This is a genomic window from Embleya scabrispora DSM 41855, from assembly GCF_000372745.1.
Classification (GTDB): Bacteria; Actinomycetota; Actinomycetes; order Streptomycetales; family Streptomycetaceae; genus Embleya; species Embleya scabrispora.
This window is the reverse complement of sequence record NZ_KB889719.1, coordinates 222,266-245,238: the sequence shown is the minus strand read 5'-3', so window position 1 is coordinate 245,238 and position 22,973 is coordinate 222,266. Positions and strand designations below refer to the sequence as shown.

Below are 22,973 nucleotides of genomic sequence, written 5' to 3'. Positions count from 1 at the left end.
TTGATGGACATCCGTGACGACGCCGGGTTCTTCGCTGCCCTGGACGCGAACGAGGAACTGCCGTACGGAAAGGCGCGCACCGCCCGCGCCGAGGAGCTGGTGGTGGTCGCTGAGCGGATGGGCAGCGACGAGAACCTCGCGTGGGCACTGCTGCGGCTGATCACCGCCTACAACTACGGCGGCGAGTCGCCGCGTACGCCGGTTCCGCTGTCCCGTCTGCTCAAGCTGTGGGACGAGCACCCGGAGGGCTTCGACGAGCAGTTGACCCACCACCTGTTCTGGGATCTCAAGTGGATCACCAGTTCGCTGCTCGCGGTGCCCGAGGTGGCGCTGCCCGCGATCCGCGGCTACCTCGCCGACATGGAACGCCGCTATCGCACCGCCGGACACAGCCTGCGACCGGTTCATCAGAGTCGGTTCTATCTGGCCCGACACATCGGCGCCGACGCGGAGAGCGCCGAGGCGTTCGACGCGTGGCTGGCGGCCGATCGCGATCGGCTCGCCGACTGCGACGCGTGCGAACGGCGCGAGCAGGCCCGCTGGTTGATCGCCCAGGGCCGGGACGCGGACGCGCTGGAACTGCTCGCGCCCACCCTGGACGGCGCGTTGACCTGCGCCGAGGAGCCGCAGGTCTCGCTGGCCGCGTCGATGTTGCCGCTCGTGCGCGAGGGCGACCCGGATCGGGCGCGGGCGCACCACCTGCGCGGCTACCGGTCCGTGCGCGGCAAGGTGAGCACCTACGCGGCGGTCGCCGAGCACGTCGAGTTCTGTGCGCTGACCGGCAACGAGGGCCGCGGGATCGAAATCCTCGCCGAGCACCGCGCCTGGCTGGAACGCCCGCAGAGCGACCCGTCCGACCACTGCGACTTCCTCGCCGGCGTGGGGGTGCTGCTGCGCCGGCTGGTCGAGATCGGCGGGCCCGAGTTGGTGGTCTTCGAGGACACCTCGGCCGGCGCGCTGCGCGACACTGTCGAGCGCGAACTGTTCGAGATCGCCGCGCGCTTCGATGTGCGCAACGAGAACGACGCGGTGAGCGCCCGGGTGCGACGTCGGTTGGCGGCGGCTCCGGTGGCGAAGTCGCTGCCGCTGGGCCTGCGATCGGCACGGGTGGCCGCGCCGGAGCCGGTGCCGCCGCCGACCGCGACGGCTTCGGCCGCTCGCGACGTTTCGGAACTGCTGTCCTACGCACGTGCGTTGGACGAGCGGGGACATCCTCGGTCGGATGACGCGTGGCGCGACTACGCAGCGGCGGTGCGCGATTCGGGACAGGACGTGGACGCCTTCGCGCTCGCCGCGATCACCGAGGCGGAGGGCGTCGACCTGGTCGACGAGGGCGAGTTCGCGGCCGGCATCGCGGCGCTGATCCGGGCCGCGGCCGGCTATCTGGCGGCGGACGCGCCGGGGCGGGCGGTGGGCGCCGAGGTGCGCACCGCGATGGCCCGGTTCCGGGCCGAGGAGGCCGACCCGGTCGGACTGTTCGACGCGACTCGGGCCAAGGCCGAGGAGTTCCTGCCGGACGACGCCGCGCCGCTGGCGCTGGTGTTGCACCACCGCGCGATCGTGGCCCTGACGACCGGGGCGGACGACATGGACGACATCCTCACCGAACTGCACGACCTGGGCCGGGACCACGGGCTGGGACACCGTCAGGCGGCGGCGCTGCACCTGCGCGCCGAGCAGGCGCTGCAGGAGGACCGTACGACGGATGCCGAGGCGGATCTCAGCGCCGCCATCACGCTCTGCCGGGAGGCGGAACGGCCCTGGCTCGCCTGCCGACCGCTGTTCCTGCGCAGCCAGGTACGGATGCAGGCGGGCGACCCGGCGGCGGCCGAGGCGGACATGCGCGGTGCGCTGGAGACGGCGGCGTTCTTCGCCGAGCCGCAGTTCCCGGTCGGCCACGCGCTGACCATGCTGGCCAACACCCTCGGCGCGCAGGACCGGCCCGAGGACGCGCTGCCGTTCGCGCTGGAGGCCGCGCACGTCTTCGACGACGAGGGCGACGCGGAGATGGCGGCGGCCTGCCGCAGGGGTGCCGTGGGCATGCTGTTCGGCCTGGGCCGGGACGCGGAGGCCGCGGCGATCCTGGAGGAGTTGCTGCCGGAGATCGAGGCGCACCACGGCCCCGAGCACGCGATGCACGAACGTTGGGCGCTGGGCATGTGCCTGCGCCGGCTGGGCGATGCCCGGGACGCGGCCAGGCACCTGTCGATGGCCGCCGAGGCCGCGACGAAGGTCGCCGACCGGGCGACCCAGGCGGAGATCGCGGTTGCGGCGGCACACGCGCTGGACGACGCGGGCATGGCCCCCCAGGCGCAGGCCGCATTCGGCCGCGCGATCGAACTCCTGCGCGCCGAAGGCGACGTACGCGAGACGGTCCGCGCACTGCGCGCGAAGGCGTGGAACATCGCCGGCAACACGGACCGGGACGACCCGTCCGGGGTGGATCGGGCACTGGCGCTGTTCGGGGAGGCGCTGCGGGAGTTGACGCAGGCCGATCCCGGGGCGGGGGCCGGGGCCGGATCGGGCTCGGCGGTGGACTCGGGTAACGGCGCGGCGGGTTCGGGCTCGGGTTCGGGTTCGGGTTCGGGCGCCGACGACGATGTGGCCGCGATGATCGCGGTCGAGACGGCCGGTACGCATCACCAGCTCGCTCACCTCCTGGCGCGCGCCGACCGGCTGCATCCCGCGCTGACCGCGGCCGACCGGGCCGCGGCGGCGTATGTGCCGCTGTTGCCAAAGGATGGCGACGGGTATCTGGACGCGGTGCAACTGGCGGCCCGAATAGAGGCGTTCGGCCTGGATCAGCGGCAGGCGGCGGTGAACCGGTTGAGCGAGGCGCTCACGGTGTGTCGGACGGCCGGTTTCCAGTCCGTCGATGACCTCAGGGAACTGCGGAACGAATTGGCGAAGAACTGAGCGACCGCGCTCGCCTGGCGGGGCCGAGCATCGACCGGTCCCGCCGCCCGGAGTGACGCGGCTCCGGGCGGCGGGACGCGCCGAGTGCGGGGTCAGGGCCGCCGGATCACCACGTCGTGCGCGTCGTGGGCCAGGAGGTGCGGCAGCGCGGGGATCAGGTTGTCGTCGTGCCGGAGTTCGAGCAGGGTGGCATCGCCGCTCGCGGCCCCGGGGACGAAGCCGATGTGCGGCGGCGCGGTGTTGCGCCAGGTGTGCGTCCGGCCGTCGCAGGTGGCCACGCTGCCACCGATCACGGCGTGATGGCCGGCCTGGCTGACGCTGCCACCGACCAACACGGCTCCGGCGTGGACGGCGGAGCACCGGTACGTACCCGAGAGGGTGAACGCACCGTCGGCCGCCACCCACACGGTCCAATCGAGCGAGACCTGGTCACCCCCGGCGCGCACATCCCCGCGCGGCGGCGTATGCGCCTGCGCGGCAACGGGCGCGAACGCGAGCACGAGACCGGCGAATCCGGCGGACAGGGCCATGGCCGTACGGCCGACAGTGATCATCATGCCGTCGCCAACGATCCCGAACCCGAAAGGTTTCGCCCACACATACGAACGAGGGATCGCCGGCACTGTCGCCCATCGGCACCGGAGCAACCGAACGACGCGGGTCGAGACGGTGGGCGGCGGTGGCGGCCGCACGCGAGGCGGCGCGTCGACCCTCCGCGCGACCGTCCGAGCGCCGCCGCTTCGGGGGCGCGCGGCCTGACGGCGGTAAACGTACCTTTCCATACAGTAGTGTACGTATGTGGCGAAGACGCAGGTGACGCGGGCGGAGTGGGTCGACGCTGCCGTCGGGGCGCTCGTCGACGGGGGCGTGGCGGCGGTGCGCGTGGACGTGCTGGCCAAGCGGTTGGGCATCTCGCGCGGCAGCTTCTACTGGTACTTCAAGGACCGTGACGCGTTGCTGACCGCGGCATTGGAAAGCTGGGAGGAGAGCGCCACCACCATGGTCATCGCCGAGCTGCGCGAAGTCCCGGATCCCGGTGAACGATTGCGCCTGCTCTTCACCCGGGCGCTGAGTCCGGACAGCTATTCGCGCCTGGAGCCCGCGCTGGCCGCGGACACCGACCACCCGCTGGTCGGCCCGGTGCTGCACCGGGTGACCGCGCGGCGCGTGGAGTTCGTCTCCGAGGTCTATCGGGCCAAGGGGTACGACCCAACCGCCGCGCGACGGCAGGCGGTTGTCGCCTACGCCGCGTACACCGGCTGGCTCCAGCTGCGCCGCACCGCAGCCGGCGTGGTCACCGAACTGGCCGACGACGACGCCGAGGCGGCTGTCACGCTGACCCATCTCGCCACGGTTCTGGGTATCGACGCGGCGGACTGACCCGGGCCCGTCGCGGCCTCATGTCCGCGACCCGGGCGAGGCTACGAAGGCCATCGCGGCCACCGGCCAGAACAACCAGAAGCCGCTGTCCGGCAGGAAGACGACCGTGGCCGCCAGCAGCGCGATGTACCACGCGAGGATGCGCGGAAGCCGTCCGGCGCGGAGGAATTCATGGCGGGCCCAGGCACCGGCCAGGAGCATCGCCGGGCCACCGAGCATGAACCAGAAGAAGCGCTCGTGCTCGACGTCGCCACTCGCCCCACCGAAACCGCCGCCGGCAATGGCGGTGGCGTCCGACCAGTAGGTCACGAGCCCATACGCCAGATGCAGCAGGCCGATGCCGATGAGCAGCCGACCGCACCAGCGCGCGGCCGCCATTGTCCGTGGGTTGATGCCCGTGTCCGGCAACATGCCGCATCACCTCGCTCGAATCGTCGTCCATACAGTGCTGCATGGATTCGTCCATACACTACTGTCTGGATCGAACTCGCAAGCCAGAGGGTCGAAGACACGCACCGACCGGGCGCGGCCGACCGAGTCGACGCGCGGGGGCCGGGTGGCGCTCGTCTTCTCGGTCACCACGACAGTGGCGCGATCGCCATGGTTCGGGCGGATGTGATGACCGGACCGCAGGTGCCGACTGGAAGCCGAGTTTTGGGACTTCCTGCCGTCACCCGTCGGCGAGGCGTTGGATGGTGGCGCCCAGCCAGGCCTGGAGATCGGCGGGGTCGCCGAGTTCGGAACGCAGGACCCGGCGGCGGGTCGAGACGCCGAGCACGAAGGCGTCGATCGCTTCGGCTCGACTGCGGGCGTCCGCGTCGTCCAGGCCGCCGGCGCGCAGGTAACGGTGCAGCGGTTCCAGCGAGTTCGTATCGAGGAAGGCGGCCAGCGCCTCCGCCGCCTCCCGGCGTTCGCCGGACGCGCGTTGCAGCACGAGCAGCGGATCCTCCCCGGGCGTACCGAACCAGCGCTGGACAATGCTTGCCGCCAGCCGCGAACCCAGTGTGGAACGGTCGCCGTCGAAGGAGTCGGAGACGGGGATCTCCACCTGGGTTGCCGCCAGGAAAAGGCCGTCCTTGCCGCCGAAGTAACGCGTGATGAGGTTCGGAGACACACCGGCCGCGTCGGCCACGCCTTTGACCGTGATCGCCGCGTACCCACGCTGGGCGAACTGGCGTTGTGCGTGCTCCAGGATCCGCTGCCTGGTCGCGGCCGCATTGCGCAAAGTCATGTGTACGAGCATACACATCATGTGTACGCTGATACACATGAACGACGAGATGCGGGACCGACTCCGGCGGACACGGCGTGTCACGACCCCGTGGAGTGCCGACGGGACGCGCGGCATCGGCGGCACGCGCCTCGACGAACTGCTCGAACGCTGGACGAACGGGTACGACTGGGACGTGCACGAGCGCCGCATCGGCGAGTACCCCTGGGTGACCGTACGGGCAGGCGACACCGACCTGCGGGTGATCCACCAGCGGTCCGCGGATCCCGGCGCCCCGGTTGTCGTACTGCTGCACGGCTGGCCGGACTCGGTGTTGCGGTTCGAGCGCGTCCTGCCTTTGCTCGCGGACACGCACGTGGTGGTACCCGCGCTGCCGGGCTTCCCGTTCGCGGCCCCGCTCACCGTTTCCGGTATGTCGGCCAACCGGATCGCCGGCATCGTGGCGGCTGCTCTGGAGGAGCTCGGCTACTCGCGGTACACGGTGTCCGGGGGCGACGTGGGTGGCACCGTCGCGGAACTCCTCGCGGCCGAACACCCGGGCCGGGTGGCCGCCCTGCACCTCACGAACGTCGCCCCGCAGCGTGCGCTCACGGCGGACCCGGCGAAGCTCGCGCCCGACGCGGCGGCCTACCTCGGCCGGGCGGCGCAGTGGTTCCGGGCCGAGGGCGGGTACATCGCGGAGCAGTCGACGCGGCCGAACACGCTCGCCGTCGCCCTCGGCGACTCACCCGCCGGCCTCGCGGCATGGATCGTCGAGAAACTGGAGTCCTGGTCCGACGAGTCGGCCTTCACCCCGGACGAGCTCCTCACCTGGGTCACCGCCTACTGGGTCACCGGCACGATCGGCACCTCTTTCACCACCTATGTCGAACCGGTCGCCCTCCCCGGCCGGATCGACACGCCGACCGTGCTCTCCGTGTTCCCGCGCGACATCAAGCCGGAGCCTCGAAGCTACGCCGAGGCGTTCCTGAACGTTTGCGCCTACGTGGAGCACGGTGCCGGCGGTCATTTCGCGGCCTGGGAACAGCCCGAGGCCTATGCCGAGGACGTACACCGCGCGATCGAGCTGGGCGACTGAACCATGTAGTGGCCGAAGTGGGCACGATGTCGGGATCGGCGTCGCCGGTGGGACCGGTACGGGACGTGCGTGAACGGCGAGGGTCGCCGATGGACGAGGCGGGCGATCGGTCGGCGGATCTCGGGCAGGCCCGGCCGGGCCAGTCGTCCGTCATCGCCGGTGAAACCCCTTTTGGGAATTGTTACTTGCGGAGCACTGTCAGGTGGGCGTGGGCATGGACGGCCAAGGCAGGGGTGACGTGTCGATACCGGGCGTGACCGCCGGGAACCGCCAAGGTGTCGGTCCCGCGTGTCGGTCCGGGTGCGGCGGTCCGGAGGAGACACGTGTGATGGGGACTGGGTATCGCTGCGCCGACCATGGGAGCGGCGAGGGCACCGCGGGTCGGCGGGACTCCTGTAACACTGTCCATCGAGCTCCGCCGCGATGGGTGTGACCAGGGCAAACGTGTCGTTGCCAGGGCGCCGAACAGTGCGCACCGGGCCGACCCGCGTTCCTTCGCGTGACCATGTCACCGGTCTGCGACAGCGGTGTCGTGGAACGGCGATGCCCGTATCTTCTCGGCGCACAGCCGTTCCATAGTGATCAGGCAAGCACCGAGGAGCCGAACCGCCTCGGCCTCAACCACCGGCTACCAGGGGATCTTTCATGTCCGGCAACCGTCGCAAGGCCCTTCTCGTCTCCGCAGCCCTCGTCGGCGCCATGCTGATGACGGCGTGCCAGGACACGGACTCGGGCAACGCCGCGAAGGGCTCTTCACCCGCTCCCCCGGCCGCCGGCGCGGCCACCCCGCCCGGCTCGGCGAGCAACGGCGCGGGCACGGGCACGAGTACGGGCGGCAATCAGAGCGGCGGGGGGAACTCCACCGGGAAGGACTCCGCCGGCAAGAGCAGCAGCGGACAGACCACGACCGCCGGGACCGGCGCCGGCGACAACGGCTCGATCGGCAAGTGCCGCACCGACGACCTGAAGATCACGGCCATGGACAGCACCATCGGCGGCGACGCCAACGGCACCGTCGCGGTCACGTTCAAGAACATCGGCCACAACTGCACGATGTCCGGATTCGCCGGCGTCGACCTGGAGACCAGCCAGGGACCGCTGTCCGCGAAGCGCACCGGCCAGCCGGCGGACGCGTTCACCCTCAAGAGCGACAAGTCGGTGTCCTTCGGCATCAACTACCCGACCAACGACAGCGGCGGCTCCGGCGTCCGCATCACCGGCCTGAAGGTGACCCCGCCCGGAGAGACCAAGTCGGTCACCCTGCGCTGGCCCGGCGCCGCCACGCTGGCCGTCACGGACGGCTCCGGCTCCCCGATCAACGTCGGCCCGATCGGCAGCGCCGGCCAGGGCGGCTGACCCACACACATCGAAAAACCGACGACAAGCTCGGGTTCGGGCCCCGCCGCGCATGCGGTGGGGCCCTCGGGCGTGCAGGGGTCGGTCGATACAGACACCCACACGCGGTGACGCCGCCGGCGCCGAAAGAGCCTCATGGGCCCGTCTGCCCTGGCCCATACTCCGGCGGAAGTCCCCTCCAAGGGGCGCCGGTTCATGTACACCCCTTGAGGAACGCAGCAGTGAGCGCTGTTTGCCCCACGTGCCCCGCGGCGCGCTGATGACGTACTGTTCGCCCGCCCGTTCGGACCCGCCACGGCTTGTCGGTGGAGCAGCCGATCATGGCTGCTCGTGTCGGCGACAGAAGAGGACAGCGGCGTGACTCCCCCTGATACGACGGCCGAACCGACCTCCGAGGACTGGGACGCCTGGTGTGGCTATGCCCAAAGCCTGGTCGAGAAGGGTGACCCCCGCGGCGCGGCGATCCTTTTGGAGTACCGCCATCGGAAGGAGCAGGCGGACGTTGCGGAACTGGCCGATGCCTACCGGACGGTGGAGCGCTGGTGGGGGCTGGACGGTCTGCGTGCGGACGGCTCGTGGCAGTTCACGTGGTCACGGGGCTTCCTCGACAAAGCCCGCTTCCGGGCGGCTCCGCTCACCCGGCCGCAGCGGCGGGCCCTGGTCGAGCGCGTCCTGGCGGAACGCCTGCCCGCCGCGGACGTCGACGGCGTCACCCCCGAGCAGTGGGAAGGTGTGCTGATCGACGCCCTGTTGTCGCATCCGGCCGCCGGTCGACTGCGGGGACTGCGGCTGCACCTCACGGACTACCACCACTCCGCGCGGAGCGCGGCCGTATCACTGGCCGGCCGGCGGCGTGACCGGCTCATCAGCATGTACTTCGGCTACGACTTCCAGCACCTGTACGAGTCGGGCCCGACCTCGACCGGCGGCTGGATCGACCCGATGGACCACTACGACGAGGGATTCGTCGGCGCAGCGACCGCTGCCGTGTGGCAGTCGCTCCCGTCGCTGCGGTCATTGACCATCGAGGGCGCGCTGCTGTTCCACTGGGTGGGCGTGGATGCGCTCACCGATCTGCGGCTTCGGGGCGCCGTCATATCCGACGGCTCGGTGTTGCCCGGCTCGGAGCCGGATTTCGTCACGCTGCCGGGTCTGGTGAGTTTGGAGCTGGAAATCCTGCCGGACGTCCACGGCGCCGAATGCCCGATCGAGCAGCTCGACGGGTTGGAGGCCGCCGGTTATCCGCGCCTGAGGAATCTGGACCTGGGCCGGGCGCGGTTCGACGCAGGGGACCATGGCGTGCTGGCCGCGCTGAAGAAGTCGTCAATCCTGCCCCAGCTCGAATCCCTGCGGATCAGGGGACTGGACATCTCACGCTACGAGGTCGACGGCGAGCCGCTGGCCGCACTGGCGGAACTGGCTCCATACTTCGCTCATCTCGACCTGTCGGTGGCCGGCGACATCGCGGTCGAGGGAGCCGATCGCTCCGACGTCGACCGGGTGTTCCCGACCGTGCCCTGGCGCCGCCCGCAAAGTGGCCGGTAGTCCCGATCGGGTGCGTGGCCCGGTGGGCCGACCGCGCACCCGACCCGACGCGGTGGCCGCCGGCACTTCGTACAGGTCCTAGTCCCGGATGGCGCGCAGCAGTTCATCCCATGCGGCTGGGCCGATCTCCAGGTGACCGCGCTCCCGGTCCTTGGTGTCACGTATGCCTGTGGACGCCGGGAGGGGGGCTACCTCAACGCACGACTCGCTACCCGATGAATGACTGGCCTTACGCCATGCGTACGTGTCAATGGTGGTCAAAGCGCTTCCAATCTGCTCTGCATCAAGCGCTGCGACTGATCTTCCGAAAGCGCCGCCGCGCGCTGGTAGTCCAGGTTCCTCCGGTGCCGACGAACAGTCCGCACGTCCCTGATCATCGCCGATCCGCTCTCCCACTCGGCATACGCAACGGGCGCATCGAGAGCCGGCAGGTCGAGCACTGTCACCGCACCGAGAAACGGATGAACCTCGGCGTCGGATGGCAGGATTCTGAGACACACGTTCTCTAGGCGACTCAAGTCGAGCAGGTATTGCAACTGCTCTTGCAAGGCTATCCGTCCGCAGAAGCCGGCGGAGAGTACGGCCTCAGGCAGAGTGGCAGAAACTGGAACACCGCGCTCGGTGATGATCTCCGCCCGTTGCAGTCGAACCTCCAGGAGCATTTCCGCGTCGTCAGGATCGGGCACGAACGGCGACTGCAAGAGCGTTGCCCGCGCATAGCCCTGAGCTTGCATCGGACCAGGGATGATGGTCGACGCAACATCCATCGAAGTTGCCTGCGCCTCGATGAGGATCAATTCTTCGTAGTTCCGGCTCAGTACTTCCCCGTACTTCACCCACCATGGATCCGCCGGGCGTTCCACGCCCAGGGCCCGATCCAGGCGCATCCGGGTAACGGGACTCAGCCGCAAAATGTCGGCCAGTACAGCCACTTGGCCCGGCTTGATCGGCGTCACCCCGGTCTCAAGTCGGGACTGTGTGCCCTCGGCCCATCCCGCTCGCTCTGCCACCCGCGCCATGGGCAGACCCGCCTCCCGGCGGAGTCGTCGCAGCTCAGCGCCTACATGCGCGGGATTGCGCAACATCCCCGACATCGTGTGGGTCGGGGGCGAGCGGATCGACCGCCGCACCGACCCCGAAGGCTGGACACGGGCCGTCCGTGCCGACATCCCACTCGTCACGCAGATGGACGATGGCGACGAGGGCGGCGACCTGATTCCCACCTCGTCGGCGTCGATGCCCTCCCTGGTCCGGTACATGCTCGAACAACTCGACGCGCGCCGGGATCACGACGTCCTCGAACTCGGCACCGGCACCGGGTGGACCACCGCACTGCTGGCCACCGCCCTGACCGGGGGCATCGTGACCTCGGTCGAGGTGGACACCTCGGTGGCAATCGCCGCTCGCAAGGCGCTGACCGGTCGCAGCTACCCCGTCCCGACCACGGTCATCGGCGACGGGCTCGAAGGATACGAACCCGGCGCGCCGTACGATCTCGTCCTGTCCACCATGGCGGTGCGGCACGTCCCCTACGCGTGGGTCGAACAGTCGGTTCCCGGCGCAGTCATCCTCACGCCCTGGGGAACGGCCTACAACAACTCCGGCCTACTGCGCCTGGTCGTCGACCACGACGGCACGGCCTCGGGCCGATTCGTCGGCAACGCCGCCTTCATGTACGCCCGTTCGCAACGCCGGGCGTTCGACGGACGCCGGTTCGTCGGTGACGTGATCACCGACCCGGACAAGGGTCGACTCCGCCACACCACCACGGACCCGCGCCGACTCCGCGAGGAACACCCTGACTTCGCCATCGGCTTGGCCGTGCCCGACATCGAGCAGCGGGTGTTCTTCGGATCCGGCCCATCGGCCGGCGAGTCCACCACCTGGTACGTCGACGGCCGGTCGTGGGCATCCGTCGACCACGTACCCGGCGCCGATTCGTTCCGGGTGACCGAAGGCGGCCCACGCGACCTGTGGGACGAGATCGAAAGCGCCTACACGGCGTGGCGGGGCCGCGGCGAACCTCCTCGCGAACAGCACGGAATCACCGTGACGCCGGACGGCCAGTGGGCCTGGCACGACGGCCCGCACGGCCGAATGGCCTGCGGACCGATGTCCGGGTAGCCCCGAGCCGGCGACGTACGAAGTCTTCACCACTCGACGGGTGGGCGGGCGCTCGATTCCAGGCGATGCCCACCCACCCGCGAGACCACCGATCCCGAAGGGCGGCAATGCGATACCGAGCACGCCCCCGCAACCCGCTGTCCGCCGCACTGCTCAAACTCGGCTCGGCAGCCCGGCGGTTGACCGCATCGATCCCACGGCCGGCGGAATCCGCAGGACCCTGGGTCGACTTCCCGCACGACGACCCCTCCACGCGGCCATCCGCACCGCAGGGCCCCTCGTTCGACTGGCGATCCCGCCTGCCGAACCCGGCCGACCGAGTGGAATCCGGCTTGGCCCACGACTGACCGCCGTACGCCCACGGGCCACGACCGCAAACCGCGCAGTCCCTCCGACCGAAGCATCCGGCCGGAGGGACTGTCGGTGACATCAGAGCCGGCCACCGTCGGCGCTTGAGCGGGCCCGCTCTACTTCGGCAGGTTCCTTGCCATCACGATGCGCTGGACCTGGTTCGTGCCCTCGTAGATCTGGGTGATCTTCGCGTCCCGCATCATCCGCTCCAGCGGATAGTCACGGGTGTAGCCGTAGCCGCCCAACAGCTGGACCGCGTCGACCGTGATCTCCATCGCCGCGTCGGACGCGAAGCACTTGGCCGCCGCGCCGTGGAAGGTCAGGTCCGCGTCGCCGCGCTCGGACTTGGCCGCCGCCGCGTAGGTCAACTGCCGGGCCGCCTCCAGCTTCATCGCCATGTCCGCGAGCATGAACTGGATGCCCTGGAAGTCCGCGATCGGCTTGCCGAACTGCTTGCGCTCCCGCACGTAGCCCTTCGCGTAGTCGAGCGCCCCCTGCGCGATGCCCAGCGCCTGCGCCGCGATCGTCACGCGCGTGTGGTCGAGGGTCTTCATCGCGGTGGCGAAGCCGGTGCCCTCGGCGCCGACGATCCGGTCGGCCGGGATCCGAACGTTGTCGAGGTAGACCTCGCGCGTCGGCGAACCCTTGATGCCGAGCTTCTTCTCCGGCGCGCCGAACGAGACGCCCTCGTCCGACTTCTCCACCACGAAGGCCGATATGCCCTTGCTGCGCTTGTCCGGGTCGGTCACCGCCATCACCGTGTAGAACTCGGACACGCCCGCGTTGGTGATCCAGCGCTTGACGCCGTTGAGCACCCACGAGTCGCCGTCGCGCACCGCGCGGGTCTTCATCGCGGCGGCGTCCGAGCCCGCCTCGGGCTCGGACAGGCAGTACGAGAACATCCCGTCACCGCGGGCGACGGCGCCCAGGTAGCGCCGCTTGAGGTCCTCGGAGCCGGACAGCATCAGCGGCATGGTGCCGAGCTTGTTGACCGCCGGGATCAGCGACGAGGACGCGCACACACGGGCGACCTCCTCGATCACGATCACGGTGGCCAGCGCGTCGGCGCCGGCGCCGCCGTACTCCTCCGGTATGTGCACCGCATGGAGGTCGTTGGCGCTGAGCGCGTCCAGCGCCTCCTGCGGGAATCGGGACTGCTCGTCGACCTCGGCGGCGAACGGGGCGATCTTCGCCTCCGCGAGGGCGCGGACCGACTCGCGGAGCATGTCGTGCTCCTCGGAAACGCGGAAGAAGTCGAAGTCTTTTCGTCCGGCCACGGGTGCCTACCTCTCAACAGAAGAAGAGTGTGCAGCAGCTGAGTATGCAGTGTTTTATTACCGCTCAGTAAACAACACTGGCGTCCACAATTATTCAGCCGCACCCCGTTCGGGCTCGCACCGGCTCGGCCACGGTTCGGCGACGGCGCCCCGACCCCGGCCGATACGATCCAGGTCACGCCCCATTCCCACGACGAAGAAGTCAGGTGACGTACGTGGCACCCCGCATCACGGTCATCGGTACCGGCTACCTGGGCGCCACGCACGCGGCGTGCATGGCCGAGCTGGGCTTCGAGGTCCTCGGGATGGACGTGGATCCCGACAAGGTGGCCACCCTCGCGAGCGGTCGGACGCCGTTCTGGGAGCCCGAGCTCGAAGAGCTGATGGCCCCGCACGTGGCATCGGGGCGGCTGCGCTTCACCACCGACATCGCCGAGATCGCCGAGTTCGGCGACGTGCACTTCGTGTGCGTGAACACGCCGCAGCGCAAGGGCGAGTTCGCCGCCGACGTGTCCTACGTCGACGCCGCCGTGGACGCGCTCGCCCCGCTGCTGCACCGCCCGTGCCTGGTCGTGGGCAAGTCCACCGTCCCGGTCGGCACCGCCGAGCGGCTGACCACCCGGATCGCCGAGCTGGCGCCGGTGGGCGCCGAGGCCGAGCTGGCCTGGAACCCCGAGTTCCTGCGCGAGGGCTACGCCGTCCAGGACACCCTGCACCCGGACCGGCTGGTGATCGGCGTGCGCTCGCAGCGGGCCGAGGACACACTGCGCGAGGTGTATGCCGGCCTGCTCGACGAGGGTGTCCCGCTCGTGGTGACCGACTTCGCCACCTCCGAGCTGGTCAAGACCGCCGCCAACTCGTTCCTGGCCACCAAGATCTCGTTCATCAACGCGATGGCCGAGGTCTGCGAGGCGGCCGGCGCCGATGTCGAGCAGTTGTCCCAGGCGCTCGCCTTCGACCCGCGGATCAACGGCCGCTTCCTCAAGGCCGGGCTCGGCTTCGGCGGCGGCTGCCTGCCCAAGGACATCCGCGCGTTCATGGCCCGAGCGGGTGAACTGGGCGCCGACCAGGCGCTCACCTTCCTGCGCGAGGTGGACGCGATCAACATGCGCCGCCGGTTCCGGATGGTCGATCTCGCCCGCGAACAGTGCGACGGCAGCTTCCTGGGCCGCCGGGTCGCCGTCTTCGGCGCCGCCTTCAAGCCAAACTCGGACGACATCCGCGACTCGCCCGCGCTCAACGTCGCCGCCCAGGTGCAGCTCCAGGGCGGCGAGGTGACCGTGTACGACCCCAAGGCGATGGACAACGCCCGGAAGATGTACCCGGGCCTGACCTACGCCGACACCGCCTTCGACGCCGCCCGCGGCGCGCACGTGGTGCTGCACCTGACCGAGTGGTCGGAGTTTCGCGAGATGGATCCGGCCGTGCTGGGCGAGATCGTTGCCGAGCGGCGGGTACTCGACGGGCGCAACGCCCTCGACCCGGTGCGCTGGCGCGGCGCAGGATGGACGTACCGGGCACTCGGTCGTCCCTGAGTAGCCGGCCCGCCTCGGGGGCACACTCACCCGGCTGACGGCGCCGCGCCGTCCGTCTGTCGGGGGGCACCGCGAGCAGCGAGACAAGGACTGCGAGGTCATCAGCATGCCGTACGGCAACGAGGCCACGATCCGACGGATCCTCGACACGCACACGTGGGCCGTTGTGGGGCTCAGCACCAACTCCCACCGCGCCGCATATGGAGTAGCCGCGTTCCTCCGCCAGTGGGGAAAGCGCGTCGTGCCCGTGCATCCGAAGGCGGAGACCGTGCACGGCGAACACGGGTATGCCACGCTCGCCGAGATCCCGTTCCCGGTGGACGTGGTAGACGTGTTCGTCAACTCGGAACAAGCCGGCGACATCGCCGACCAGGCCGTGAAGATCGGCGCGAAGGCGGTCTGGTTCCAGTTGGACGTGATCGACGAGAGCGCCTACCAACGAGTCCGCGACGCGGGCCTGGACATGGTGATGGACCGGTGCTCCGCGGTGGAACTCCAGCGGATCACCATGACGGGCGCGGGCCAAGCCTGACCCCGGGAGCCGGGGCCCGAGCAATCCGTCGGGCCCCGCCCATGACCTCGGGTCCTAGGACCCGATCCGCTCGCGCAGCTTGCGCCCCTTCTCGGTCGCCTGCGCCTTCAGCTCGGCCTGGAACGCGGTCATCCGCGCGAGCAGCGCCGGATCGTGCGCCGCCAGCATCCGCACCGCGAGCAGCCCGGCGTTGCGCGCGCCGCCGATCGAGACGGTGGCGACCGGCACCCCGGCTGGCATCTGCACGATCGACAGCAGCGAGTCCATGCCGTCCAGGTACTTCAGCGGCACCGGTACCCCGATCACCGGCAGCGGGGTGACCGACGCGAGCATCCCGGGCAGGTGCGCGGCGCCGCCCGCGCCCGCGATGATCACCTTGAGACCACGTTCGGCAGCGGTCGTGCCGTACTCGATCATCTCCTGCGGCATCCGGTGCGCGGAGACCACGTCGGCCTCGTACCCGATCCCGAATTCGTCCATGACCTGCGCGGCGAGCTCCATCACCGGCCAGTCCGAGTCGGACCCCATGACGATGCCGACGACGGGCTGCGTACTCATTCGGTGATGTCCCCTCGGAGGTAGTCGGCGGCGTGCCGGGCGCGCTCGCGCACCTCGTCCAGATCGTCGCCGCACACGGTGACGTGGCCGACCTTGCGGCCGGGCTTCACATCCTTGCCGTACATGTGCACCTTGACCCCGGGATCGCGGGCCATCACGTGCAGGTACGGACGGTACATGTCCGGATAGTCGCCGCCGAGCACGTTGACCATCACGGTCCACGGCGCCCGGGCGCGCGGGTCGCCCAGCGGCAGGTCGAGCACCGCGCGCAGGTGGTTCTCGAACTGCGAGGTGATCGCGCCGTCGATGCTCCAGTGCCCGCTGTTGTGCGGGCGCATGGCCAGCTCGTTGACCAGGATCCGCCCGTCGACGGTCTCGAACAGTTCGACCGCGAGGTGTCCGGTCACGCCCAGCTCGCCCGCGATCGACAGCGCGATCCGCTGCGCCCGGACCGCGAGCTCCTCGGCCAGGTTCGGCGCGGGCGCGATCACCTCGCGGCACACGCCGTCCACCTGGATCGACTCGACCACGGGATAGGCCACCGCCTGCCCGTGCGGCGAGCGCACCACGCACGCCGCCAGCTCGCGGGTGAAGTCCACCTTCTCCTCGGCGAGCACCGGCACGCCCGCCGCGAACGGCACCGCGGCCTCCTGCTCGCCGCGCACGATCCACACGCCCTTGCCGTCGTAGCCGCCGCGCGTGGTCTTGAGCACCACCGGCCAGCCGCCCACCTCGGCCGCGAACGCCGCCACGTCCGCCGGATCGGCCACGATCCGGTTGCGCGGGCACGGGACACCGATCTCGGCCAGCCTGGCCCGCATCACGCCCTTGTCCTGGGCGTGCACGAGGGCCTGCGGGCTCGGCCGAACGGCGACGCCGTCGGCCTCCAGAGCCTCCAGGAGCGCGGTGGGGACCTGCTCGTGGTCGAAGGTGACCACGTCACAGCCCTGCGCGAAGCGGCGCAGGTCGGCGAGGTCGTCCTCACTGCCGAGCACGACGTCGCCCACGACCTGGGCCGCGGATTCGGACGGGGATGCGGCGAGTACGCGAAAGCGGGCGCCGAGCGGGATTGCGGCCTGGTGCGTCATGCGGGCGAGCTGGCCGCCGCCGACCATGCCGACGACTGGGAACGTCACGGGGGAAGGGTACCGACCCGACGCGCGCGGCTGTGGCGGTGGGCATCGCGGGCGGCTCCCGGGCGAGCCGGGACCGCCGGAACGACATGTGCCACACGTGATGGGAGATGTTCCGGTAAAGAGTCTGCAACAGGAGGGAGACCGCGCGCCGATGCCGAGCGGCCGCGGCGGCTACCCTCGTCGAGTGAGTCGTCTTGCCCGTAGCCCCAGTGGTGCCAGAGGAGCGTCCGTGTCTTCGCCTGTCGGCGCCCCCACCGACCCCACCGTCGGATCGCCGACCGGCCGGGTCGCCCGCTTCCGCTCCGAGGTCACCCAATTCCTGGTCGCGGGCGGGCTCGCCTACGCGGTGGACGTCCTGGTCTTCAACCTCGGCCTCTCACTCGGCATGGGCGGAGTCGCGGCGAAGATCGTCTCCTCGATCCCCGCGACCATCGTGGCCTACGTCGGTAACCGATACTGGACCTATCGGCATCGGGACCGCACCGGCGTCGGGCGTGAGTACACGCTCTTCTTCGTCTTCAGCGCGATCGCCGCGGGCATCCAGGCGTCGAGCGTGTTCGTCTCGCACACCCTGATGGGTTACGAGAGCAAGCTCGCCGACAACATCTCGGCGAACATCGTCGGTATGGCTCTCGGCACGCTGTTCCGCTTCTGGGCGTTCCGCACGTGGGTGTTCAAGCACAAACGACCCGCGGGCGCGCCGGTCGTCGAAGGTGGCATGTCGTGAAGGCGCTCCGAAATTGGCACGACCGAGTCGGACACCTGCTGCACGAGACGCTGAAGTTCGGCGCCGTCGGCGGATTCGGCGTGATCGTCAACGTGATCGTGTTCAACATCTGCCGTAACCACCTGGGCCTGGCCTCGGTGCGCTCGTCGGTGATCTCGACCGCGCTCGCGATCATGGTGAACTACCTCGGCAACCGCTACTGGGCCTTCCGGCACCGTACGTCCGAGGACAGTCGACGCGAGTTCGTGCTGTTCATGGCGTTCAGCGGGGTCGGCATGGCGATCGAGGCCGGCACCGTGGCCATCTCGCACTACTGGCTCGGCTACCCCTCGCTGCTCGCCGACAACGTCGCGAAGTACGCCGTCGGCCTGCCGCTGGGCACCCTGTTCCGCTTCTGGTCCTACCGCACGTGGGTCTTCACCGGTACACACCACGTCGACCGCAAGTCGGTGCGGGTCGTCGCGCCGCCGAGCACCGAAGACAACACCGAGCCCGACCGACCGGCGCCCTCCGGCAGGGCCCGCCTGGACACCGAGGCCGCCCGCCTGGTCGAGGACGAGAGCGAGACCTCCCGGGCCTGATCCACCCGCGGGGCCCCGGCCCCGCGCCCCTCACCCGGGCGGCTCCTCCGGGTGCGCCGCCAGGAACACCGCGAACACCGGTGGGCGCTGTTGGAGCAGCTCCAGCCGGCCGCCGTCCGCCTCGGCCAGGTCCCGGGCGACCGCGAGTCCCAGGCCGGTCGAGTTGTGGCCGCTGACCGCCCGTTCGAACACCCGCGCACCCAGCTCGTCCGGCACTCCCGTGCCCTCGTCCTCGACCTCGACCACCACCGAGGTGCCGGTGGTACGCGTGCGGATGTTCACCCCGCCCGCACCGTGCATGAGCGTGTTCTCGACCAGCGTCGCCAGCACCTGGGACAGCGCCCCGGGGGTGGCCACGGCGGTCAGCCCGCGCTCCCCCTCGACCCGGATGCTGCGTCCGGCCTCGCGGAAGTTGGGTCGCCACTCGTCGATCTGCTGTTGGATCACATCGTCCACCCGGACGGTGACCGCGGACATGTTGCGCGGGTCGCGCCCGCCGCTGCCGCGCCGACTGCTGGTCAGCAGCCGCTGCACCACGTCGGTCAGCCGCTCGACCTGGGACAACGCAATCGCGGCCTCCTCCTTGACGATCTCCGGGTCCTCGGTCGCGATGATCTCCTCCAGCCGCATGGACAGCGCCGTGAGCGGCGTGCGCAGTTGGTGGGAGGCGTCCGCGGCGAGCCGGCGCTCGGCGGTGAGCATCCTCGCGACCCGCTCGGCGCTCTGGTCCAGCACCTCGGCGACGCGATCCAGCTCGGGCACGCCGTACCGGCGGTGTCGGGGCCGGGGGTCACCGGAGCCGAGCCGTTCGGCGGTCTCGGCCAGGTCGGTCAGCGGGCGGGCGAGCCGGCGGGCCTGCCACACCGCGAGGGCGGCGGCCGCGGCGACGGCGAGCAGCGCCACCCCCAGGATGAGCAGGAGGGATTCGCGGATCTTGCCGGTGACCCGACCGCGCGGTTCGCCGACGGTGACCGAGTCGCCCATCTCGCCGTGCATGTCCTTCTCGAATACCCGGCCGCTCGGCTTGTCGCCGATCACCAGCGGGGGCTCCCCCGACAGTCGCACGATCGCGTAGCGATGCGGTTCGATCTGCCGATGCAGCAGTTCCGCGTCCGAACGTTCGCCGGAGGCCATGCGCAGCTCGACGACCTCCAGGATGCGCGCGGCCTCGGCCTTGAGGCTGTCACCCGCGCTGTTCTCGATCGCGTGGGTCTCCACGAACGCCAACGGCACGCCGAGCACGGCCACCACGACCAGAACCACGCCGAGCGTGGTGTTGATGAGCCTGCGACGCAAGGTTGGTCCCGTCAGCTTTCCGAGGTCGGCTCTGAGGTCGGCTCCGAGATCGGCACCCGCGAAGTCGGCCCGGCCGCCCGAGGTCAGCTCTTCTCGAAGCGAAAGCCCACGCCGCGCACGGTGGTGATGTAACGGGGGTTGCCCGCGTCGTCACCGAGCTTCTTGCGCAGCCACGAGATGTGCATGTCCAGCGTCTTGGTGGAACTCCACCACGTGGTGTCCCACACCTCGCGCATCAGTTGGTCGCGGGTGACCACCCGGCCGGCGTCGCGCACCAGCACCCGGAGCAGGTCGAACTCCTTGGCGGTGAGCTGAAGCTCCTCCTCGCCGATCCAGGCGCGATGCGAGTCGACGTCGATCCGCACGCCGTGCACCCCCTGACCGACGTCGGCCGCGCCGCGCCGGAGCAGCGCGCGCACCCGGGCGAGCAGCTCGGCGAGCCGGAAGGGTTTGGTGACGTAGTCGTCGGCGCCGGCGTCGAGGCCGACCACTGTGTCCACTTCGTCGGCGCGCGCGGTCAGGACCAGAACCGGGAAGCCGTGCCCTTCGGCACGCAGCCGCCGGCACACCTCCAGGCCGTCCATCCCGGGCAGACCGAGGTCCAGGACGAGCAGGTCCACCCCGCTCTGCGCGGCGCATTCGAGAGCGCTTGGACCGTCCTCGCGCACCTCGACCTCGTAGCCCTCTCGGCGCAACGCACGCGCGAGCGGTTCGGAGATGGATGCGTCGTCCTCGGCGAGCAGTACGCGGGTCATGACCTTGATGTTACTGAGCCGTGGGCGCGAGGTTGACGAGCTCTACCCGACAGACCTGCGAGGGCCGGGAATCGAGGGGAATTTTTCCTTCGTCGAGGGACTCCGAGCGACCGGGACACGCGGAGCGATCGGGGGATCGTGGCCCGGTCGAGGTATCGACGCGCGATCACCATTCGTCGTCCTCGTGTCGACGCCACGAGTACAACATCGTGGCCGCCGCCATCACCAGGATCAGTACGCCGACCACGATCAGCACGATCGTCCCGCCGGAGACGTCTCCGTCGTCCTCGCCGCGGCTCGCCGTCCCGATGTCGACCCCGCTCGCCTTGGCCCCCTCCCCGGCGGCACCGCCCGGGCTCGCGGCCGGGCTCTCCGCACGCTGTGGCGCGGTCTGTACGGACGCCTCGCCCGATGCCGGAGGTTGCCCGGCACCCGGACCCGTCGAAGTGCCCTGCGGCCCCTCCGGGGCCCTTCCCGCCACGTCGACCTTGAGGGTCGTCGCGGGCGGCGCGGGAGCGGTCGGGAAGCACGTGGTGATCTGGTCGCCGAAGATCGCGGTACTGGTGACCATCTTGCCCGGCGCGATCCTGATGTCGCCCCTGGCATCGAGCGGCACGGTGATCTCGCCCTCGTAGGGCGGCACCACGATCTGCGTGGGCGTACCCGGGATGTCGACACGCATCTTCGGCCCCTGGAGCGTGAGTTCACCGCTCGCGCCACCGGACAGGATGAGCTGGATCGACGGAGTCAACGGGGTCCCCGGGAAGGGCAGCGGGCTGGTCGCGGGGCTGCCGCCGAGGGTGACCTTGATCTTCACCTTGTCGCCGGGCCGGACCGGATCGGTCGGCGCGTCCAGCGAGATCTGCTGCGGACCGTCCACGGCGGGCTGGTCCAGCGGGATGACGCAGTGCACCTGCACGATCAGCGGTTCCGCCGCACCGGCGGGCGGAGCGAGCACGAGCGCCGAGCCGACCGTGCAGCCCAGGGCGAGGACGGCGCTCGCCATGCGTGGAGCCCAGAGAGCCATCGGAGTCGCGTTCCTTCTCGTGGGTGGCGGAATCGGTGAGGGAGGGACGAGGTGAGGTCGGGTGAGGAAGTGGGGTGCGGCGGCTTCGGTTGTGTCCCGCGGCGGAACATAGCCGAAGGGTCCCCCGGCCGGGTGAGGACCGGCAAGGGGACCCTTCGCATTCGGATCAACTGGGTTCAGCCATCACAGCCGCTACGACGCCGAGTTGGCGCCGCGCGCGGGCCGGATGTCAGACCTGGTTGCGGATCCGCCGCCGGTAGGGCACGAACAACATCAGCGCGATCGCACCGAGCACGGCGGTGCCGGCCGCCATCGCGAACGCGGTCATGCCGCCGCCGGAGGCGCCGGTGTGCGCGAGGTCGCCGGTGGCGCCGCCGTTGGTGGTGGTGCTGCCGCCGTCACTGCCGACGTTGCCCGTGGGGGTCTGGGTGACGTTCCCGGACGAGGTGCCACCATCGCCCTTCGCCTTGAGGGTGGCCGAGACATCGGTCTTGGTGGCCTTGCACTTGAGATCGACCTTGATCACCTGCTCGCCCGGGATCTCCAGACCCAGGTTGAACGCGCCCGGGCTGAACGTGTAGTCGCCCGCCGCGCCGACCGTGAACTCACCTGTGAGCGGTCCGGCCGCCTTGATCTGGTCACCCGGCTTGATGCTGACCTTCTTGGCCGGCAGCGCGACGTTGAACGGCTTCTTGTCGCCGCCCGTGGTGTCGATGGTGAGGGTCGGGGTAACGGTCGCCTCGACCCCGTTCGCCGGCGTGATCGAGGGGGCGGTCCCCAGGATGTCGTCCTTGAACTTCGCCTGGACCGCCACCTTTTCGTTCGGCTTGGCGGCACTGGGCACGATCACCTTGATGGTCGACTTCAGCGGCAGCGGATCGCCGAACTTGTCGCTGCCCAGGTAGATGTCACAGGTGTAGTCGACCGTGACGTCCTTGCCGTTCGGGGCGCCGGCGGGCGGGTCGCCGCCGCCGTCCTCGCTGATCTTGAGCGTGCCGAGGTCAGGTGCCGTCCCGGTCGGCTTGCACACCGTCACCTGATCGCCGAGGATCTTGACGACCGTCGTCCATTCCTTCGGCTTGAGCGTGATGTCGCTCTTGAGGTCGGCGGGGATCGTGATCTTGCCGTCGAACTGCGGGAGCGCGACATCCCCCCCGCTCTCGGCGACGAGCTTCCCACCGCCTTCGAGCTTCACCTCCTTGGTGGTGCCGCCGCCCCCGCCGACCTCGAAGGTCATGGAGAAGGTGAAGTCGTTGTTGAGCTTGGCCGGCGCCTTCTGCCCGGTCGGGCCCATCTTGACCCCGACCGTCGCGACGTTGCCGGGCTTGACCGCACCCGTCGGCATCACAAGTTCGATCTTCTGGTCGTTCGTGACGTCCTGGCCGCCGGCGAGGGGCGGCAGCTTGCAGGTGTCGGGCACGACCACCTCGGCGGCGACCGCCGTTCCGGACAGGCCGAGCAGGCCGCCGGACGCAATGGCCAGGGCCGCAGCCCCCGCCATCGCGGTACGCGTGATATGGCGCTTCATCAGGTTGTGCTCCCTTCGTCGGGGCGGGACTCACCCCGTC

At 70.1% G+C, this 22,973-nt stretch carries 22 protein-coding genes; 10 read left to right on the top strand and 12 right to left on the bottom strand.

The genetic code is table 11. From position 1 onward, the window contains the following. The first annotated feature begins 3 nt into the window (after window positions 1-3). Window positions 4-2,916, top strand: a complete 2,913-nt coding sequence (locus A3IC_RS0145345; protein ID WP_020556697.1) for a hypothetical protein — start codon at window positions 4-6, stop codon at window positions 2,914-2,916. A gap of 92 nt (window positions 2,917-3,008) precedes the next feature. On the opposite strand, the gene A3IC_RS0145340 is transcribed toward A3IC_RS0145345, so the two are convergent. Beyond that, a complete protein-coding gene (locus A3IC_RS0145340; RefSeq protein WP_020556696.1) occupies window positions 3,009-3,473 on the bottom strand; it encodes a DUF6299 family protein in 465 nt (154 codons plus the stop codon). A 241-nt stretch (window positions 3,474-3,714) separates the two neighbouring features. Here A3IC_RS0145340 and A3IC_RS0145335 point away from each other — a divergent pair, with 241 nt between their 5' ends. Then, window positions 3,715-4,296, top strand: a complete 582-nt coding sequence (locus A3IC_RS0145335) for a TetR/AcrR family transcriptional regulator (protein ID WP_020556695.1) — start codon at window positions 3,715-3,717, stop codon at window positions 4,294-4,296. Between the two features lie 18 nt (window positions 4,297-4,314). Here the strand turns inward: A3IC_RS0145335 and A3IC_RS0145330 are convergent, their stop codons facing one another. Next, window positions 4,315-4,707, bottom strand: coding sequence for a DUF6463 family protein (locus tag A3IC_RS0145330; protein ID WP_020556694.1), 393 nt, complete (start codon window positions 4,705-4,707; stop codon window positions 4,315-4,317). Window positions 4,708-4,966: 259 nt separating this feature from the next. Further along, window positions 4,967-5,527, bottom strand: coding sequence for a TetR/AcrR family transcriptional regulator (locus tag A3IC_RS0145325; RefSeq protein ID WP_026219481.1), 561 nt, complete (start codon window positions 5,525-5,527; stop codon window positions 4,967-4,969). Window positions 5,528-5,564: 37 nt separating this feature from the next. On the opposite strand from A3IC_RS0145325, the gene A3IC_RS0145320 reads away from it, so the two are divergent. The 3 genes from A3IC_RS0145320 to A3IC_RS60315 all read left to right on the top strand — a co-directional run bounded on the left by A3IC_RS0145320 (window position 5,565) and on the right by A3IC_RS60315 (window position 9,506). Then, window positions 5,565-6,605, top strand: a complete 1,041-nt coding sequence (locus A3IC_RS0145320; RefSeq protein ID WP_020556692.1) for an epoxide hydrolase family protein — start codon at window positions 5,565-5,567, stop codon at window positions 6,603-6,605. A 645-nt stretch (window positions 6,606-7,250) separates the two neighbouring features. Continuing rightward, entirely contained in the window at window positions 7,251-7,961 is a 711-nt protein-coding gene (locus A3IC_RS0145315) for a DUF4232 domain-containing protein (protein WP_020556691.1), read from the top strand. A 357-nt stretch (window positions 7,962-8,318) separates the two neighbouring features. Continuing rightward, window positions 8,319-9,506 carry a hypothetical protein gene (locus A3IC_RS60315; RefSeq protein ID WP_191864132.1) on the top strand — a complete coding sequence of 396 codons (1,188 nt, stop codon included), beginning with the start codon at window positions 8,319-8,321 and terminating at the stop codon, window positions 9,504-9,506. Window positions 9,507-9,584: 78 nt separating this feature from the next. Here A3IC_RS60315 and A3IC_RS66230 read toward each other — a convergent pair whose 3' ends face one another. Both A3IC_RS66230 and A3IC_RS63525 read right to left on the bottom strand, forming a co-directional pair. Continuing rightward, entirely contained in the window at window positions 9,585-9,767 is a 183-nt protein-coding gene (locus tag A3IC_RS66230; RefSeq protein WP_205354118.1) for a DUF397 domain-containing protein, read from the bottom strand. Further along, entirely contained in the window at window positions 9,764-10,591 is an 828-nt protein-coding gene (locus tag A3IC_RS63525) for a helix-turn-helix domain-containing protein (RefSeq protein WP_079027105.1), read from the bottom strand. Before A3IC_RS63525 ends, A3IC_RS66230 begins: the two co-directional genes overlap by 4 nt. Here A3IC_RS63525 and A3IC_RS60305 point away from each other — a divergent pair. Further along, window positions 10,581-11,630 (top strand): methyltransferase domain-containing protein, encoded by a 1,050-nt coding sequence (locus tag A3IC_RS60305; protein WP_020556688.1) that lies wholly within the window; start codon window positions 10,581-10,583, stop codon window positions 11,628-11,630. The genes A3IC_RS63525 and A3IC_RS60305 overlap by 11 nt on opposite strands. A gap of 467 nt (window positions 11,631-12,097) precedes the next feature. On the opposite strand, the gene A3IC_RS0145290 is transcribed toward A3IC_RS60305, so the two are convergent. Next, window positions 12,098-13,258 (bottom strand): acyl-CoA dehydrogenase, encoded by a 1,161-nt coding sequence (locus tag A3IC_RS0145290; RefSeq protein ID WP_026219480.1) that lies wholly within the window; start codon window positions 13,256-13,258, stop codon window positions 12,098-12,100. A 215-nt stretch (window positions 13,259-13,473) separates the two neighbouring features. Between A3IC_RS0145290 and A3IC_RS0145285 the strand changes: the two genes are divergently transcribed. Together A3IC_RS0145285 and A3IC_RS0145280 are read left to right on the top strand one after the other, a co-directional pair. Further along, a complete protein-coding gene (locus A3IC_RS0145285; RefSeq protein WP_026219479.1) occupies window positions 13,474-14,793 on the top strand; it encodes a UDP-glucose dehydrogenase family protein in 1,320 nt (439 codons plus the stop codon). Between the two features lie 106 nt (window positions 14,794-14,899). Then, the gene (locus tag A3IC_RS0145280; RefSeq protein WP_020556684.1) at window positions 14,900-15,325 is read left to right on the top strand and encodes a CoA-binding protein; all 426 of its coding nucleotides are present in this window, start codon (window positions 14,900-14,902) and stop codon (window positions 15,323-15,325) included. A 54-nt stretch (window positions 15,326-15,379) separates the two neighbouring features. Here the strand turns inward: A3IC_RS0145280 and purE are convergent, their stop codons facing one another. Further along, a complete protein-coding gene (gene purE / locus A3IC_RS0145275) occupies window positions 15,380-15,883 on the bottom strand; it encodes a 5-(carboxyamino)imidazole ribonucleotide mutase (protein ID WP_020556683.1) in 504 nt (167 codons plus the stop codon). Beyond that, on the bottom strand, window positions 15,880-17,019 hold the full coding sequence (locus A3IC_RS0145270; RefSeq protein WP_079027095.1) for a 5-(carboxyamino)imidazole ribonucleotide synthase: 1,140 nt from the start codon (window positions 17,017-17,019) through the stop codon (window positions 15,880-15,882). The genes purE and A3IC_RS0145270 overlap by 4 nt, the downstream gene beginning before the upstream one ends. A 229-nt stretch (window positions 17,020-17,248) precedes the next feature. Between A3IC_RS0145270 and A3IC_RS60300 the strand changes: the two genes are divergently transcribed. Beyond that, on the top strand, window positions 17,249-17,746 hold the full coding sequence (locus tag A3IC_RS60300) for a GtrA family protein (RefSeq protein WP_020556681.1): 498 nt from the start codon (window positions 17,249-17,251) through the stop codon (window positions 17,744-17,746). Beyond that, a complete protein-coding gene (locus A3IC_RS60295; protein WP_020556680.1) occupies window positions 17,743-18,327 on the top strand; it encodes a GtrA family protein in 585 nt (194 codons plus the stop codon). Before A3IC_RS60300 ends, A3IC_RS60295 begins: the two co-directional genes overlap by 4 nt. A gap of 30 nt (window positions 18,328-18,357) precedes the next feature. On the opposite strand, the gene A3IC_RS0145255 is transcribed toward A3IC_RS60295, so the two are convergent. The 4 genes from A3IC_RS0145255 to A3IC_RS0145240 form a co-directional block, all read right to left on the bottom strand. Further along, entirely contained in the window at window positions 18,358-19,623 is a 1,266-nt protein-coding gene (locus A3IC_RS0145255; RefSeq protein WP_020556679.1) for an ATP-binding protein, read from the bottom strand. 83 nt (window positions 19,624-19,706) lie between these two features. Beyond that, the gene (locus A3IC_RS0145250; protein ID WP_020556678.1) at window positions 19,707-20,378 is read right to left on the bottom strand and encodes a response regulator transcription factor; all 672 of its coding nucleotides are present in this window, start codon (window positions 20,376-20,378) and stop codon (window positions 19,707-19,709) included. A gap of 166 nt (window positions 20,379-20,544) precedes the next feature. Then, complete coding sequence (locus A3IC_RS0145245) at window positions 20,545-21,405, bottom strand: hypothetical protein (RefSeq protein WP_158696355.1); 861 nt, start codon at window positions 21,403-21,405, stop codon at window positions 20,545-20,547. Window positions 21,406-21,634: 229 nt separating this feature from the next. Continuing rightward, on the bottom strand, window positions 21,635-22,933 hold the full coding sequence (locus A3IC_RS0145240; RefSeq protein WP_020556676.1) for a hypothetical protein: 1,299 nt from the start codon (window positions 22,931-22,933) through the stop codon (window positions 21,635-21,637). Window positions 22,934-22,973: the final 40 nt, after the last annotated feature.

Coding starts and splice junctions, on each gene's coding strand:
- A3IC_RS0145345 (WP_020556697.1), top strand. CDS start 4: ATGGACATCCGTGACGACGCCGGGTTCTTCGCTGCCCTGGACGCGAAC.
- A3IC_RS0145340 (WP_020556696.1), bottom strand. CDS start 3,473: ATGATGATCACTGTCGGCCGTACGGCCATGGCCCTGTCCGCCGGATTC.
- A3IC_RS0145330 (WP_020556694.1), bottom strand. CDS start 4,707: ATGTTGCCGGACACGGGCATCAACCCACGGACAATGGCGGCCGCGCGC.
- A3IC_RS0145325 (WP_026219481.1), bottom strand. CDS start 5,527: ATGACTTTGCGCAATGCGGCCGCGACCAGGCAGCGGATCCTGGAGCAC.
- A3IC_RS0145320 (WP_020556692.1), top strand. CDS start 5,565: ATGAACGACGAGATGCGGGACCGACTCCGGCGGACACGGCGTGTCACG.
- A3IC_RS0145315 (WP_020556691.1), top strand. CDS start 7,251: ATGTCCGGCAACCGTCGCAAGGCCCTTCTCGTCTCCGCAGCCCTCGTC.
- A3IC_RS63525 (WP_079027105.1), bottom strand. CDS start 10,591: ATGTTGCGCAATCCCGCGCATGTAGGCGCTGAGCTGCGACGACTCCGC.
- A3IC_RS0145280 (WP_020556684.1), top strand. CDS start 14,900: ATGCCGTACGGCAACGAGGCCACGATCCGACGGATCCTCGACACGCAC.
- purE (WP_020556683.1), bottom strand. CDS start 15,883: ATGAGTACGCAGCCCGTCGTCGGCATCGTCATGGGGTCCGACTCGGAC.
- A3IC_RS0145250 (WP_020556678.1), bottom strand. CDS start 20,378: ATGACCCGCGTACTGCTCGCCGAGGACGACGCATCCATCTCCGAACCG.
- A3IC_RS0145245 (WP_158696355.1), bottom strand. CDS start 21,405: ATGGCTCTCTGGGCTCCACGCATGGCGAGCGCCGTCCTCGCCCTGGGC.
- A3IC_RS0145240 (WP_020556676.1), bottom strand. CDS start 22,933: ATGAAGCGCCATATCACGCGTACCGCGATGGCGGGGGCTGCGGCCCTG.